Raw genomic sequence first — 15,736 nt, 5'->3', positions numbered from 1 at the left:
GAATGTGATGCGTCAGAAAGGTTTTACTTTGATCGAGTTGTTGATCGTCGTGGCAATCATCGGCATTTTGGCCACCATTGGCTTGCCCATGTACACCACGCATCAGGCCAAGGCCAAGTTCACGGCCGGGCTGGCTGAAATCACCGCGTTGAAAGCCGGCTACGAGGATGTATTCAACCAAGGCACAGTGCCAACCGTGGCATTGATCGGTGGCACCAGCCCGACCGCCAATTGCAAGATCGATGTGACAGGGGATGTCGCCACCGGCGCCGGTTCCATCAGTTGCGAAATACTCGACGCCCCGGCACCGGTACTGGGCAAGACCATTACCCTGACGCGCAGCGCCACCGCCGGCTGGAAATGCGCCACGACGGCAGAGGCCAAGTACGCCGCCAAAGGGTGTGGCGCCGACGGGGCATGACTGCCAAACCCTGTGCACGGACGTAAAGGTGGCCGATGTCGTTATCCCCGCAGCAGCGCGACAAGACGTTCCTGGTGATTGCAGCGTGCTTGCTCGCGCTGGGTATCTGCGCACCGTTCAGCGGGCATGACTGGCAGCGCGCAATGCAGGTGGCCATGGGCCTGGGTGCGGTGGTGTATGGGCTGACGGTCGTTCCCGTCGAGCGTCTGGTGGACCGGCCGACGGCCCTGGGCCTGGTGCTGATCGTTGGGCTGGGCCTGGTGTCATCGGCACTGGCCCATCAGCCGCTCTGGGCCTTCACCGAGGTCGCGCTGTTCATCAGTTGTGGGGCGATCGCCGTCGCGGTTGCCCTGCTGCGCCGACGCGCGGGTGAGCCGTTGGACCGCGTGCTGATCCTGATGGTGGTGCTGCTGTGCCTGATCAAGTCGATCCAATACCTGTATGCCGGCGCGCTCGCCTTCGCCAGTGGCGCGCGGGTTCTTGATCCGGACGCGTTGCTGTCCGGGTTTTCCAACAAGCGCTTCTACGGTCAATTCCAGACCTTCACCCTGCCATTGCTGGCGCTGCCCTTGCTGATGCCCAAGGTCTCCCGCTCCGTGCGCGGCGCGGTGTTTGCGTTGCTGTGTGTGTGGTGGTTGATCGCGATCAGCGGCGGCACCCGCGGCACCTGGCTCGGCATGGCGGTGGCCGGGGTGGCGTTGACGCTGCTCGGGCCGTGGGGGCGACGCTGGTTGGCCTGGCAATTGGCTGCGGTGTGCGGCGGTTTGTTGCTGTATACGGCGTTGTTCACGCTGTTGACGGGTGCGCTGGGTGTCGAGGTCGGCAGTGGCGTCAGCGATCGCCTCACCACTTCGCTGTCGGGGCGTGGCCCGATCTGGTGGCAGGCCTGGCACATGATCGCCGAGCGTCCGTGGCTGGGGTTCGGGCCGATGCATTTCGCGGATATCGCCAACCCGATCGCCGCGCACCCGCACCAGGCAATCCTGCAATGGGCCAGCGAGTGGGGCGTTCCCTCGGCCTTGTGCGTGGCTGCCTTGGCGTGGCGCGGTGGCTGGGCCACCCTCCGCGTGTTGCGGGCGCGGGCTTGTTCTACAGCGCGCGTGGACTTGCTGCGCGGGTGCCTGTTCGCGGCATTGCTGGGCGCGCTTACGCAAGCGATGGTCGACGGCGTCATCGTGATGCCCAACTCGCAGGTCTGGTTGGCGCTGGTGGTGGGCTGGTTGATGGCGCTGCACGTGTGGCGCGCCGCTCCTGGCGCGTCGCTGCCGTGGGCCTGGGCAGGGTGGCGGGTGGCGGCGGTGCTGTCCGTTGGCCTGCTGGTGTGGGTCGTGATGCGTGATGCCCCGCACATCGAGCAAGCCCAGCAAGACTATCTTGAAGGTGGCAACCAACACCTGCAGCCGCGCTTCTGGGCCCAAGGGGTGATTGCCCTGCGACGTCAGTGAGTTGCCGGACGCCCGATGCGGTGCTAGCTTTAGCCCACCGCCCGTGTAGCTCAGCCGGTAGAGCAGCGCACTCGTAACGCGAAGGTCGCAGGTTCGATTCCTGTCTCGGGCACCAAAGCAACACCGTTTTCAGATGATCCCAGAATGGTTCTGAAGGCCAGGCGAGTCGGCATTCGTGCCCGCTCTTTTGTATCTGCGCAACCTTGATGACCCAGATGCATCCCCATTCCTCGATCTAAGAGAACAACATGACCACGACTGAAATGACCCAGGAAGTTCGGCACCAAGCAGCCCTCGACAAATATCTCGGGGAATCGCCGCAGCTTAAAGAAGAGATCAAGGACCTGAGCGCTGACGATCAGCGCGACCAGATCCAGTGGGCATTTGAGGACGAGGCCGAGAGCCAGGGCCTCCAGCCATGGGAGCTGAGCCTCAAGTACACCTCGTCAGCGGACGAGTTCGAAGCCGCACGGCTGGCCTTGCACCAAGAGGCGGCTGAAGTGCTCGGTGTCGAATGGGAAGAGTATTGCGAGATGAATAACCTGGTGGTTTGAACCGCTGTTGCAGGAGCCGGCAACCCGGCTCCTGCAACGGGCTTCAGATACTGAGGCGCATCGACAGGTCCACCGCTTTCACATCCTTGGTCATCGCGCCGATGGAGATGTAGTCCACCCCTGTTTCAGCGATGGGCAGCAGGGTTTTTTCGTTGATCCCGCCGCTGGCTTCCAGCTTGGCTTTGCCGCCGTTCAGGCGCACGGCTTCACGCATGTCGTCCAGGCTCAGTTCGTCGAGCATGATGATATCGGCGCCCGCCGCCAATGCTTCGCGCAATTCGTCCAGGCTTTCCACTTCGACTTCCACCGGTTTGCCCGGGGCAATCTTGTGCGCGGCCGAAATCGCCTGGGCGATACCGCCACAGGCGGCGATATGGTTTTCCTTGATCAGGAACGCGTCATACAAACCGATGCGATGGTTGTGGCAACCGCCACAGGTCACGGCGTATTTCTGCGCCAGACGCAGGCCCGGCAGCGTCTTGCGCGTATCGAGCAACTTGACCTGGGTGCTCGCGACGCTATCCGCCAGGTACTGGGCGCGTGTGGCGACGCCGGAGAGCATCTGCAGGAAATTCAGCGCGCTGCGTTCGCCGCTGAGCAGCGAACGTGCCGGGCCTTCGAGGTGGAACAGTGCCTGGTTGGGGCTGACGCGTTCACCGTCGGCCACCAGCCAATGCACCGCGACCCGCGGGTCCAGTTGGCGGAACACCGCGTCCACCCAGGCCGTGCCAGCGATAACGGCCGCATCGCGGGTGATGATCGTGGCCTTGGCCAGCCGTTCGGCCGGGATCAATTGCGCGGTGATGTCGCCGCTGCCGATGTCTTCGCGCAGTGCGCGGCGCACGTTGGCTTCGATTTCGGCGGTGAGGTCGGCAAGACGGAGATTCGGCATAACAGGCTCCACAAACAAAGTGCGCCGATTATAGGGGCTGTGCGCGTTTGAACCCAGTGGCGTGCTCATTTACAGCGTTATGACAGAGTTCGCTGGCGCAACGACCCCCATTTGCAAGATAATCTCGCGCCTTGCAATTGGCGTCATAGCTTTGACGTCCTGGTGGTAACCGGATATTCGCAGTGCCCCACTGGGCCTGCCCCGACTTTGCCCTACCCACACCGCCGTTTCAGGAGGCCTGGATGCACAACGACGGAAAGGTGGTGCCGATCAATAAGGCACAGACCACGCCATCGCCGCTCGCGCGCCTACCGGTGGTGTTGCTGCAGGTTCGCGACAAGGCTGCGCAGCAACTGCAGCAAGGTTTGCAGGAGCTGTTCGATAACGCCGACGACACCCTGTTCGAAATGGCCGACAAGGCCCTTAACAACGTCGACCACCATATTTTCTTTGAAGCCATGCGCGACCTGCGTCTCAAGCGCAAGAATTTCGAGCGCGTGTTCATGGGGCAACTGTTCGAGGCCTTCGCCAACCTGGGCGGGGCAGGGCGCGGTGAACGGCAGTTGGTGCCGGTGGTGTCCTACGACAAGGTGCCCGGCATCCTCAGGGAGGACCTGGAAAAAGCCCTGGCGCTGGAGGCAATGCTCGGGCGGGTGCAGCATCGCGACGGCCTCGCCCTGGGGCAACTGACCACTCGCCTGGGCGCCTTGCTCGGCAGGTCCATGGATGACTGCGAGAACCCCCTGGGGCCGGCGCTGCTGTGCGAGTTTTTCCTACGCGCGGGGCGCAGCCTGGGCGTGGAAATTCGCGTCAAGCTGGTCATGCTCAAGCTCTTTGAAAAGTACGTGCTCAGCGACGCCGACCACCTGTACGGTGAGGCCAATCAGTTGCTGGTCGCCACCGGCGTGCTGCCTGAACTCAAGGCGGTGCCGGCCCGTCGTTCCGGCGGGCGCGTACCGTGCAAGCACACGCGTGAAGCCCGGTTGCCAAGCGCCGACCAGCCAGTCGACGAAAATGGCGAGCACGCCTTTTCTACCTTGCGAGCGCTGCTGGGCGCCGTGCGCGGCAGTGTCACGCCGACCCTGGAAGCCAGCGCCGAGCCCCAGCCCATTGCCACCCGCGACCTGCTGCGGCTGTTGTCCCATTTGCAGCAATACGTGCCGGAGCCGGATGTCGAGGACGACTTCGACCTGCGCAACCAGTTGAAGCAACTGCTGACCCGAGTCAGCGTCAAGAGCGGCAAATCCCGGGTCGTGGAAGAGGCCGACGAAGACGTGATCAACCTGGTCGCGCTGTTGTTCGAATTCATCCTCAATGACCACGCCGTCCCGGACGCCTTCAAAGCCTTGATCGCCCGGTTGCAGATCCCGATGCTCAAACTGGCGGTGCTGGACAAGAGCCTTTTCAGCCGCGCCGGCCATCCGGCGCGGCGGCTGCTCAACGAAATCGCTGGTGCCGCCATCGGTTGGAGCCCGGCTGAGGGCAACCCGCGTGACAGCCTGTACCTGCACATCGAGCAGGTGGTGCAGCGGTTGCTGAATGATTTTGCCGAAGACCCGGCGATTTTTTCCGAACTGCTGTCGGAGTTCTGCGCGTTTACCGCTGACGAGCGTCGGCACAGTGCATTGCTCGAACAGCACACCCGCGATGCCGAGGAAGCGCGCCTGCGTAACGAGGCGGCCCGACAGCGCGTGGCCGACGTGCTGAACCGGCGCTTGCTGGGCAAGGTCCTGCCGCGCTCGGTGGTGCAGTTTGTGCAACAGGCCTGGAGCCAGGTGCTGTTGCTGGCCAGCCTCAAGCACGGTGAGCAATCGGTGCAGTGGCAGGCGGGGCTGCGCACCCTGGACGAGTTGATCTGGAGCGTTGGCCTGCACGACGACACCGAGGCCGGGCGGCATCTGCTGGAGCAGTTGCCGGCGTTGCTCAAGGCCTTGCGCGACGGGATGAGCGGCGCGGGGTTCGACCCTTTCAGCACCCGTGAGTTCTTTGTTCGGCTGCAGGCCTTGCATGTTCACGCGTTCGAGGGCGACGAGAGGTTGATCGAGGTGCAGGAGCCCTTCGTGTTCGACCCTGGCGTGCCCGATGCCGCGCAGGACCTGGCCGCGGATGATCCCGACCTGCTCAAGGTGCGCCAATTGCGCGTTGGCGTTTGGCTGGAGTTCCTGGAACCCGAGAAAACCGCTCTGCGCGGCAAACTGAACGCGATCATGGCACCGGCCGATCGCTATGTTTTCGTCAACCGCGCCGGGCTCAAGGTGCTCGAGCGCAGCGCCGGCCAACTGGCCCTGGCGTTCAAGCGTGGTGCGTTGCGTATCCTGGACGAAGCCCTGCTGTTCGAGCGTGCGCTGGCGACGGTGGCGGGTAACTTGCGTCAACTCAATCGCGGCAAGTGATCGCAACCATAGGGCTGAACGCGGCATACTGGTCAGACTTAGTCACGTTCAAGGAACCTGTATGCAGTTGGACCCCGCCAGCGGTTGGTGCCAGGGTGTTCGTCATTGCCCTTCGCCCAACTTCAACGAGCGCCCCGCAGGTGAAGTCTCGCTGTTGGTGGTGCATAACATCAGCCTGCCGCCGGCGCAGTTCGCCACCGGCAAGGTGCAGGAATTTTTCCAGAATCGCTTGGATGTCACGGAACATCCTTACTTTGCAGGGATTGCCGACCTACGCGTGTCAGCGCATTTTCTGATTGAACGCGACGGAGGGGTGACGCAGTTTGTGTCCTGCCTCGACCGCGCCTGGCATGCCGGGGTTTCCAGCTTCGAGGGGCGCGAAACGTGCAATGACTTTTCCCTGGGGATCGAGCTGGAAGGCACGGATGACCTGCCCTTTACCGATGCCCAATATGCGTCACTGATCGACCTGACACGTCAGTTGCTGGCGACTTACCCGGGCATCACCCGTCAGCGCATTTGTGGTCACAGCGATATCGCCCCGGGGCGCAAGACCGATCCCGGGCCCGCTTTTGATTGGATGCGCTTTCGCAGCGCCCTGCAGGATGGAGGACACGCACAATGAGTTTCCTGGTGTTGGTGCTGGCGGTCTGGATCGAGAAATTCTCGGCCTTGCGCCAAAAGTTGCAGCGCGACGGCAGATGGCTGCGCGAACTGGCCAGATTGGAATCGAGCCCGCGCCTGGGCGAACAGCCCTGGTTGATTCTGGCGCTGCTGGTGTTGCTGCCGGTGGCCGTGCTGGCGTTGTTGCTGCTGGTGCTGGAACCGGTGGCCTACGGCCTGTTGGCGCTGCCGGTGCATTTGCTGGTGCTGATCTATAGCCTGGGGCGCGGTGACCTGCTGGCCGGGCTTGGCCCGTTCCGCGATGCCTGGCGGCGCGGCGACCTGCAGGCCGCCGAGCATGTGGCCGAGCGTGACCTGAAGGTCGCTGCCGACAGTGGCGAGCAGTTGCTGGAGGGTGTCCAGGGGTATCTCTTGTGGCAGGCCTATCAGAGCTTCTTTGCGGTGATCTTCTGGTATTTCCTGTTGGGCCCGGTCGCAGCCCTGGCCTATCGCCTGCTGGCGCTGGCCAGCGAACACAGTCAGAACCCTCTGGTGGCCGAGCGTGCCGCGCAACTGCGGCATGCCTTTGACTGGTTGCCGGTGCGCTTGCTGGCGGCGAGCTTCGCCTTGGTGGGCAACTTTGTCGCGGTCAGCCGAGTGATGCTCCACGAGCTGTTGAGCTGGGACATCAGTGCCGCGCAACTGATGGACAAAGTCGGCCTGGTGGCCGCCGAAATCCCGCCGCCGGTGGTGGGGGCCGACGGCATCAACAGCCTGGATCGCCTGTGGGAACTGCTGCTGCGCGCGGCGGTGCTGTGGTATGCCGGTTTCGCCATCTGGACCGTGTTGCCCTAGCGGTCACGCTCAATCCCTGTGGGAGCAAGCCTGCTCCCACAGCGCGTTAACTTTACGTTACAAAACTCCCTTGCGATTTGAGCTATACAAGTAGAGCGCCAAATAGTGGCTATCTGCCGCCGCCCTGCGCCTCAAATAAAAATAATAGGAAGGGAGTTCACCTGTGAAGAGCTTGCTCTATCCCGCCGTCGCGCTGATGAACCGCCTGAGCTTCGGCATGAAGTTCAGTTTGATCAGCGTGTTGTTCCTGTTGCCGATGCTGGCGACCAACTATTTCCTGGTGCGCGATTCCTGGCGTGAATTCCAGGGCACCCGCATCGAACTGCAAAGCCTGGATTTGCTCGGCAGCAGCCTGGCCTTGCGCCGTGACCTGGAAACCCTCAACAACCAGGTGCAGATCAACGCGACCCTCGGCCAATCCGGCAAGGCGGGCGATCTGGAGGGCGCGATCAACACCCTGGAACAAAGTGTGCTGGCGCGCCTGCAAGGCCTGAGCGCGATGGCCACCGACCCCGAGCAAGTCGCCGTATTCGACGCCAAGCGCGACGAGCTGGTTGGCGCCTTCAAGGCCCAGCAACAGGAGTCATCGCTACAGAGCAAAAGTGCGCTGATCGGCAAACTGCTGAACAAGGCGCAGATGCTCAGCCAGATCATCGCCAGCCAATCCGGCTTGAGCCGCGACCCCCAGAGTGATCTGCGCCAGCTCAGCGAACTGATCACCGGCGTCACGCCGCAAGTCACCCAGACGTTGGGCGAAGGGCGGGCAATGGGCGCGTACTCCCTCGGCCAGGGTTTTCTCAACTCCTCCTCCAGCACGCGCTTCGACGAGCTGTTGCAGCAGTTGGAAAAACTCCAGGCCGAATACGGCTTGAAGCTGCAGGACGCCCTGGGCTCCAGCAAAGCCGCCCACACAGCGCTCGACAGCCTGGCCAAGGCCAGCAACGCGAGCCTCAAGCAAGGTAGTGAACTGTTTGAAGAGCAGGTGGTGATGGCCGAAACCCTCGACGCACCGTGGCAGGGCTTCTACGACGACGTGAGTCAACTGATGGCCCAGACCTACCAACTCAATGAGGCCACCCTGGGTTTCCTCGGACAACAGTTGGAGCAACGGCTGACGCAAAACCGCACGCACATGGTCGTACTGGTGTCGGCCCTGGCGGCGGTGTTTTTGCTGATCTTTTATCTGTACGCCGGTTTCTATGCCTCGACGCGCACCACGTTGCGGCGCTTGGGGGCGATGATGGACAAGGTGGCGGCGGGCGATATGACCGTCACGTTTGTCGCCCGCAGCCGCGACGAGTTGGGCGACCTGGGCCAAGTGTTCAATGGCACCGTGGCCAAGATCCACGACCTGATCGAGCGCGTCGGGCACACCGTCAGCCAGGTTGAGTTGCAGGCCGGTCAGGTCGAGGCGGTCTCGGCCCGCAGTAACCAGGCGGTCTCCGGGCAGCGCAGCCAGATCGAACAGGTGGCGACGGCCATGAACCAGATGTCCTCCACCGCCCAGGAAGTGGCACGCAGCGCGGCGGCGGCGGTGAGCAGCGCCCATAGCGTCAACGATGAAACCGTCAGCGGCCGTGGCCTGGTGCAGTCCCAGCAAGGCAGCATTGCGCGGTTGGCATCGGAGATCGATGAGTCGGTCCGCGTGATCAATCAACTGGCCACCGACAGCCAATCCATCAGCAGCGTGCTGGAAGTGATCAAGAGCATCGCCGAGCAAACCAACCTGCTGGCGCTCAACGCCGCGATCGAAGCGGCCCGCGCCGGGGAGCAGGGCCGCGGCTTTGCGGTGGTGGCTGATGAAGTGCGGACCCTGGCCCGGCGCACCCAGCACTCCACTGAAGAGATCGAGCAGATGATCAGCCGATTGCACAGCGGTGTCGGCGCGGCGGTCAAGGCCATGGGCACCAGCCATGCCATGGCTGAAGGCACCGTGGGCCAGTCGGAAAAGGTCCAGCAGGCCCTGGAAAATATTCTCGGCGCCGTCGGCATGATCGTGGATCAGAACCAGCAGATTGCCGCCGCCGTCGAGCAGCAAACCGCGGTCGCCCACGACATCGACCGCAACATCGTCGAAATCAACCGCGCCGGAGAGCATGCGGCCGACGGTGCGTACCAGACCGAAGCGGCCAGCCGGCAGTTGTCGCAGCAGGTGATCGAGCTGAAGCAACTGATCGGCGCATTTCGGGTGTAGGGCCTGTTAGTAGGATTTGTCCTTTGTGGTTGTGGTGTTTGTCTTAATTTTGCGGCGTATCTTTTCTGGCGGCGTGAATAGGTGAAAATTTGTTTCACTTGGTCACAGTCCCAAAGAGGCACGGCGATGATTGCTGCATTCGGTATCAGAGGGCGCTGTGCCCGATGCGACATGACGTTTGAACTCAAGCCTTGGCAGTTGAACGCGATTGCCATCGACGAGCCGTTCGAGTGCGTGTATTGCCAGTCGGGCCTGCAGTTGCGGGGTCGCAAACAGCAGCGTCAATTTCGTGCGCTGGACCAGTGGGCGCTGGTTCGCCCGAGCATGATCATCCTGACCTGCGTGACCTTGCTGGTGGCACTGGTGGCGGAGTGGGTGGGGTTACTCAGTGTGATCGAGCAGCTCAACCTTTCACTGGTGACGGTGCTGATCCACTGCCTGGTGCTGCGTTTTGCCCGTCATCGGCAACGCATGACCCTGGACCTGCAGGCCGTCAGCCCGCTACCAATTGAACAGCTCGCACGCGTTGCGTGTGCTCGCCTGCGCCAGCGATAACGGGCTCAGGCCCATGCGCTCGGCCAACGCGGCGCAGATCTCGGGCAGGTGTTCCGGGCTGTTGCGCTGGCCGGGATGCATGGCGGGGGCCATGTCCGGTGCATCGGTTTCCAGTACCACGGCGTCCAGGGGCAGTTGCGCGAGTACTTTGTGCATGCGCAGCGCCTGTGGCCAGGTGGCCGCGCCGCCCAGGCCCAGTTTGAACCCCAGCTTGATGTACTCGCGCGCCTCTTCGCGGCTGCCGGCGAAGGCGTGGATGATGCCGCCCCGTGGCAGGCGGATGCGCTTGAGGGTGGCGATCACGGCGGCATGGCTGCGGCGCACATGCAGCAGGGCCGGCAGTTGGAAATCCACGGCCATCTTGAGTTGGGCTTCGAACAGGTGTTGCTGGCGTTCGCGATCGAGGTGTTCGAGGAAGTAATCCAGGCCGATCTCACCCACCGCGCACAATTGCCGATGGCCCCGCAGGCGGGTCAGCCAGTCGCCCAGGGCCGTCAGGTCGGCGGGGCGATGCTCGTCGAGGTACACCGGGTGCAGGCCGAAGGCTGCGAACAAACCTTCATCGTCTTGCACCAGATCCCACAGTCGTTGCCAATTTTGCTGATACACCCCCAACACCACCATGCGCTGTACGCCGAGTTGGCGGCTGTGCGCGAGGACTTGCCGGCGATCGCTGTCGAAGTCCGGGAAGTCCAGGTGGGTGTGGGTGTCGATCAGCTCCACGCTCAAACCTCGTGAATGCGCTGCTTGAAGGTGCGGCCGATGGCGTTTACGCCGGGTTGATACTGTTGTTCTTCAATCGCAGCCAGGGCCAGGCGCAGCGCGGTGTCGGCGATCAGTTGATGTTGCTGGGCCATGGCATTCACCGGCAGTGGCAGGAAATCCAGCAGTTGGGTATCACCGAAGGTGCCCAGGCGCAGCGGCCGCGTCTTGAGCGGGAAGTCATGCAGTGCGTCGAACACGCCTTGCAGCAGCACGTAGGACGTGGTCACCAGCGCATCAGGCAAATGCCCCAGGCGCTGCAGTAATTGCTCCATCAGTTGCCGGCCGCAGTCGCGGCTGAACGCTTCGCCGTGTTCAACGATCACTTCACCGCCGAACCCCTGCAGCGCTTCACGGAAACCGGCGGCGCGCGCCTGGCTGATGCTCAGCTCGGGCCGCGCGCCGATCAGTGCGATCTGCTTGGGTAGCGGTTGCAGCAGGCTGCTGGTCAGTTGCTGGCAGGCCTGGCGGTCGTCGCTGACCACCGAGCAGAACTGCGCGGGGTCCATCTCGCGGTCGATGGCGATGACCGGCAAACCCTTGGCTTGCAGCTCGCGATAACTGTCGTCGCTGGCCGGCAGGCAGCTGGCAACGAACAGCGCGTCGCAGCGTCGGGCGCGGAACAGTTGCAGCAACTGGCGCTCGCTGTCGGCGTCATCGTCGGAGCTGGCGATCAGCAATTGATAGCCGCGCGCGCGCGCGCCCTGTTCCAACAACTTGGCAATTCGTGCGTAACTGGGGTTTTCCAGGTCTGGCAGGATGAAACCCAAGGTGCGCGTATGCCGGCTGCGCAGTCCCGCAGCCTGGGGGTTGGGCGTGAAACCATGGGCTTGGACCACCGCACGCACGCGCTCGACGGTTGCGCTGCTGATGCGTTGTTGTTCGGCTTTGCCATTGATGACATAGCTGGCGGTGGTCACGGACACACCGGCGAGACGGGCGATATCACTGAGTTTCAAACCGGGATTTCCTTGTTTTCTGGAGCTTGCCCCGACATTTTGTCCAATCGTAACCGATTACTGCAGACGACCAATGTCTCAGCTCAAGTGCCGAGTGGGTCTTCAAGGATGCGCAATTAACGCGTAATCTGCCACGAATTCTAGATTAAACGTTTCAGCAGGCGTATTTTTGCGATGTTCGCTACTGAGTGGCTACTGCCAACCGACTGCTCAGTCAGTTTGTTCATGAACGACTTTAGACTGATTTATTCAAAACAATACCTAGTGCGCCCGACGCACTAACTAGGAGAACGGCATGCTTGAGCTCACCATAGAGCAGATATCCATGGGCCAGACGGCTGTGGATAAATCTGCTGCCTTGCACCTGCTCGCTGACAAACTGGTGGCCGACGGCCTGGTCGCCGAGGGTTATCTCAGCGGCTTGCAAGCCCGTGAAGCCCAAGGTTCGACCTTTCTCGGTCAAGGCATCGCGATCCCTCACGGCACCCCCGAAACCCGCGATCAGGTATTTTCCACCGGCGTGCGCCTGCTGCAGTTCCCCGAAGGGGTGGACTGGGGCGATGGCCAGATCGTCTACCTGGCCATTGGCATTGCCGCCAAATCCGACGAACACCTGCGCCTGCTGCAACTGCTGACCCGCGCCCTTGGGGAAACCGACCTGGGCCAGGCACTGCGCCGCGCCGCTTCCGCCGAGGCCCTGCTGAAACTGTTGCAGGGCGCGCCGCAGGAACTGGCATTGGACGCGCAAATGATCGGGCTCGGTGTGTCCGCCGATGATTTTGAAGAACTGGTGTGGCGTGGCGCCCGCCTGCTGCGCCAGGCCGATTGTGTGAGCAATGGCTTTGCCGCCGTGTTGCAGCAGGTCGATGCGCTGCCCCTGGGCGATGGCCTGTGGTGGCTGCACAGCGAGCAGACCGTCAAGCGCCCGGGGCTGGCGTTTGTCACCCCGGACAAACCCATGCGTTACCTCGGCCAGCCCCTCAATGGTCTGTTCTGCCTGGCCAGCCTCGGCGAGGCGCACCAGACCTTGCTCGAACGCCTGTGTGCGCTGTTGATTGAAGGGCGTGGCCAGGAACTGGGCCGCGCCACCAGCAGCCGTGCGGTGCTTGAAGTATTGGGCGGCGAGCTGCCACCCGACTGGCCCAGCGCACGCATCGCCCTGGCCAATGCCCATGGCCTGCACGCGCGGCCGGCGAAGATCCTCGCGCAACTGGCGAAAAGTTTTGACGGCGATATTCGTGTACGCATCGTCGATGGTGCGGTGGGCGCCGTGTCGGTGAAAAGCCTGAGCAAGCTGCTCAGCCTCGGCGCCCGGCGTGGCCAGGTGCTGGAGTTTGTCGCAGAGCCGACGATTGCCGACGATGCGCTGCCCGCCTTGCTGGCCGCGGTACAAGAGGGGCTTGGCGAAGAGGTCGAGCCGCTGCCTGTCGCGAGTGTGCAAGCCGCCGCCGTGGTGCTCGAACCGACGCTCAGCGCGCCCCTGGCCGGCAGCCAGATCCAGGCCATCGCCGCCGCACCGGGCATCGCCATCGGCCCGGCGCATATCCAGGTGCTGCAACCGTTCGACTATCCGCTGCGTGGCGAGTCCTCGGCCATCGAGCGCCAGCGCCTGCACGCCTCACTGGCCGATGTGCGCGGCGATATCCAGGGCCTGATCGAACGCAGCCAGGCCAAGGCGATCCGCGAGATTTTCATCACCCACCAGGAAATGCTCGACGACCCGGAACTGACCGACGACGTCGACACCCGCCTCAAGCAGGGTGAAAGCGCCGAAGCCGCCTGGATGAGCGTGATCGAAGCCGCCGCCAAGCAGCAGGAATCGTTGCAGGACGCCTTGCTCGCCGAGCGCGCCGCCGACCTGCGCGACATCGGTCGCCGTGTGCTGGCGCAGTTGTGCGGTGTCGAAACCGTCCAGGAACCGAACGAACCCTACATCCTGGTGATGGACGAAGTCGGCCCGTCGGATGTGGCGCGCCTCGACCCGGCCCGCGTCGCCGGCATTCTCACCGCCCGTGGCGGCGCCACTGCCCACAGCGCCATCGTCGCCCGCGCCCTGGGCATCCCCGCCTTGGTGGGCGCCGGCCCGGCCGTGTTGCTGCTGGCCGCCGGTACGCCGTTGCTGCTCGACGGTCAGCGCGGCCGCCTGCATGTCGACGCCGACGCCGCGACCCTGCAACGCGCCAGCGTCGAACGCGACACCCGTGAACAACGCCTGCAAGCCGCCTCGGCGCAGCGCCATCAGCCGGCCCTGACCCGGGATGGGCACGCCGTGGAAGTGTTCGCCAACATCGGCGAAAGTGCCGGCGTGGCGAGCGCGGTGGAGCAGGGCGCCGAAGGCATTGGCCTGCTGCGCACCGAGCTGATTTTCATGGCCCACCCCCAAGCGCCGGACGAAGCCACCCAGGAAGCCGAATACCGCCGTGTGCTCGATGGCCTCGGCGGCCGCCCGTTGGTGGTCCGCACCCTAGATGTGGGCGGCGACAAACCGCTGCCGTATTGGCCGATCGCCGAGGAAGAAAACCCCTTCCTCGGCGTGCGCGGCATTCGCCTTACGTTGCAACGCCCGCAGATCATGGAAGCGCAATTGCGCGCACTGCTGCGCTCGGCGGATAACCGGCCGCTGCGCATCATGTTCCCCATGGTCGGCAGCGTCGATGAGTGGCGCGCAGCGCGGGACATGACCGAGCGCCTGCGCCTGGAAATCCCGGTGGCCGACCTGCAACTGGGGATCATGATCGAAGTGCCGTCCGCCGCGTTGCTCGCGCCGGTGCTGGCCAAGGAAGTCGACTTCTTCAGCGTCGGCACCAACGACCTGACCCAGTACACCCTGGCCATCGACCGTGGCCACCCGACGTTGTCGGCCCAGGCCGATGGCCTGCACCCCGCCGTGTTGCAACTGATCGACATCACCGTGCGCGCCGCCCATGCCCATGGCAAATGGGTTGGCGTGTGCGGTGAACTGGCCGCCGACCCGCTGGCGGTGCCGGTGCTGATCGGCCTCGGCGTGGATGAGTTGAGCGTGTCGGCCCGCAGCATTCCCGAGGTGAAGGCGCGGGTGCGAGAATTCAGTCTGAGCGAGGCCCAGGGCCTGGCGCAACAAGCACTCGCGGTGGGTTCGCCCGCTGAAGTGCGAGCCCTTGTGGAGGCCGTGTAGATGGCAAGGATTTTGACCCTGACGCTGAACCCGGCGTTGGACCTCACGGTACGCCTGGCGCGCCTGGAACCCGGTGAAGTCAATCGCAGCGAGACGATGCTGACCCACGCGGCCGGCAAGGGCGTGAACGTCGCCCAGGTGCTGGCCGACCTCGGCCATCAGGTCACCGTCGGCGGTTTTCTCGGCGCGGACAACCCCCAGGCCTTTGACGCGCTGATCGCGCGCCGTGGGTTTGCCGATGCGTTCATCCGCGTGCCCGGCGAGACCCGCAGCAATATCAAGATCGCCGAACAGGATGGCCGCGTCACCGACATCAATGCGCCGGGGCCGCTGGTCAGCGAGCAGGCGCAGCAGGCGTTGCTCAACCAACTCACGCTGATCGCCCCGGGGCACGATGCGGTGGTGGTCGCCGGCAGCTTGCCGTGCGGTGTCAGCCCGCAGTGGTTCCAGGGCTTATTGGTGCTGCTGAAAGACCTCGGTTTGAAAGTCGCCCTGGACACCAGCGGCGCTGCCCTGCGCGCCGGGTTGCAGGCCGGCCCGTGGTTGATCAAGCCCAATACCGAAGAACTTGCCGAAGCGCTGGACTGCCCGACCGACTCCGTCGACCAACAGGCCCAGGCCGCCGCGCGTTTGCATGCCAGCGGCATCGAGCATGTGGTGATTTCCCACGGTGCCGACGGCGTCAACTGGTTCAGCCCCGGCACGGCGCTGCATGCCACGCCGCCGAAAGTCAGCGTCGCGAGTACGGTCGGCGCGGGCGATTCGCTGCTGGCCGGGATGCTCCACGGTTTGCTCGGTTTCGATCTGCCCGAGACCACCTTGCGCCGCGCCACGGCGATTGCCGCGATGGCCGTCACGCAGATCGGGTTTGGCATCAGCGATGATGCGCAATTGGCGCGTCTCGAAAGCGGCGTCCATGTGCGCCCGCTGACAGAACAATAAGAGGGTT

Annotated in this window: 13 protein-coding genes, 1 tRNA gene and 1 pseudogene; 12 read left to right on the top strand and 3 right to left on the bottom strand. The window is 63.7% G+C overall.

Annotated elements, in window-relative coordinates; all coding sequences use genetic code 11:
• Window positions 1–7 precede the first annotated feature (7 nt).
• From AC07W0_RS02690 to AC07W0_RS02675, 4 genes are all read left to right on the top strand, one after another.
• Window positions 8–421 carry a pilin gene (locus tag AC07W0_RS02690; protein WP_046488095.1) on the top strand — a complete coding sequence of 138 codons (414 nt, stop codon included), beginning with the start codon at window positions 8–10 and terminating at the stop codon, window positions 419–421.
• Between the two features lie 35 nt (window positions 422–456).
• Entirely contained in the window at window positions 457–1,866 is a 1,410-nt protein-coding gene (locus tag AC07W0_RS02685; protein WP_102617155.1) for an O-antigen ligase family protein, read from the top strand.
• A 39-nt stretch (window positions 1,867–1,905) separates the two neighbouring features.
• Window positions 1,906–1,981, top strand: a tRNA-Thr gene (locus AC07W0_RS02680).
• Between the two features lie 133 nt (window positions 1,982–2,114).
• Window positions 2,115–2,420 (top strand): DUF6388 family protein, encoded by a 306-nt coding sequence (locus tag AC07W0_RS02675; protein ID WP_017845466.1) that lies wholly within the window; start codon window positions 2,115–2,117, stop codon window positions 2,418–2,420.
• Window positions 2,421–2,463: 43 nt separating this feature from the next.
• Here AC07W0_RS02675 and nadC read toward each other — a convergent pair whose 3' ends face one another.
• Window positions 2,464–3,312, bottom strand: a complete 849-nt coding sequence (gene nadC / locus AC07W0_RS02670; protein ID WP_046384727.1) for a carboxylating nicotinate-nucleotide diphosphorylase — start codon at window positions 3,310–3,312, stop codon at window positions 2,464–2,466.
• A gap of 242 nt (window positions 3,313–3,554) precedes the next feature.
• Here nadC and AC07W0_RS02665 point away from each other — a divergent pair, with 242 nt between their 5' ends.
• The 6 genes and pseudogenes from AC07W0_RS02665 to AC07W0_RS02640 all read left to right on the top strand — a co-directional run bounded on the left by AC07W0_RS02665 (window position 3,555) and on the right by AC07W0_RS02640 (window position 9,912).
• On the top strand, window positions 3,555–5,705 hold the full coding sequence (locus AC07W0_RS02665; protein ID WP_102617154.1) for a DUF1631 domain-containing protein: 2,151 nt from the start codon (window positions 3,555–3,557) through the stop codon (window positions 5,703–5,705).
• Between the two features lie 61 nt (window positions 5,706–5,766).
• A complete protein-coding gene (gene ampD, locus AC07W0_RS02660) occupies window positions 5,767–6,330 on the top strand; it encodes a 1,6-anhydro-N-acetylmuramyl-L-alanine amidase AmpD (RefSeq protein ID WP_017845463.1) in 564 nt (187 codons plus the stop codon).
• Entirely contained in the window at window positions 6,327–7,163 is an 837-nt protein-coding gene (gene ampE, locus AC07W0_RS02655; RefSeq protein WP_102617153.1) for a regulatory signaling modulator protein AmpE, read from the top strand. The genes ampD and ampE overlap by 4 nt, the downstream gene beginning before the upstream one ends.
• A 196-nt stretch (window positions 7,164–7,359) precedes the next feature.
• Window positions 7,360–8,499, top strand: a pseudogene (locus AC07W0_RS02650) (HAMP domain-containing protein); the annotation flags it as partial.
• Between the two features lie 144 nt (window positions 8,500–8,643).
• A complete protein-coding gene (locus AC07W0_RS02645; protein ID WP_371918421.1) occupies window positions 8,644–9,357 on the top strand; it encodes a methyl-accepting chemotaxis protein in 714 nt (237 codons plus the stop codon).
• 126 nt (window positions 9,358–9,483) lie between these two features.
• Window positions 9,484–9,912, top strand: coding sequence for a hypothetical protein (locus tag AC07W0_RS02640; protein ID WP_046488108.1), 429 nt, complete (start codon window positions 9,484–9,486; stop codon window positions 9,910–9,912).
• Here the strand turns inward: AC07W0_RS02640 and AC07W0_RS02635 are convergent.
• Both AC07W0_RS02635 and cra read right to left on the bottom strand, forming a co-directional pair.
• A complete protein-coding gene (locus tag AC07W0_RS02635; protein WP_046488111.1) occupies window positions 9,859–10,635 on the bottom strand; it encodes a TatD family hydrolase in 777 nt (258 codons plus the stop codon). The genes AC07W0_RS02640 and AC07W0_RS02635 overlap by 54 nt on opposite strands.
• Window positions 10,636–10,637: 2 nt before the next feature.
• Window positions 10,638–11,633, bottom strand: coding sequence for a catabolite repressor/activator (cra, locus tag AC07W0_RS02630; protein WP_017845458.1), 996 nt, complete (start codon window positions 11,631–11,633; stop codon window positions 10,638–10,640).
• Between the two features lie 295 nt (window positions 11,634–11,928).
• On the opposite strand from cra, the gene ptsP reads away from it, so the two are divergent.
• Complete coding sequence (gene ptsP, locus AC07W0_RS02625; protein WP_017845457.1) at window positions 11,929–14,787, top strand: phosphoenolpyruvate--protein phosphotransferase; 2,859 nt, start codon at window positions 11,929–11,931, stop codon at window positions 14,785–14,787.
• Entirely contained in the window at window positions 14,788–15,729 is a 942-nt protein-coding gene (gene pfkB, locus AC07W0_RS02620) for a 1-phosphofructokinase (RefSeq protein ID WP_046384720.1), read from the top strand.
• Window positions 15,730–15,736 lie beyond the last annotated feature (7 nt).

It is taken from the genome of Pseudomonas sp. GW704-F2, from assembly GCF_059423025.1.
Note: the sequence above shows the minus strand (reverse complement) of the source record. Positions and strands in the feature narration are given on the sequence as shown.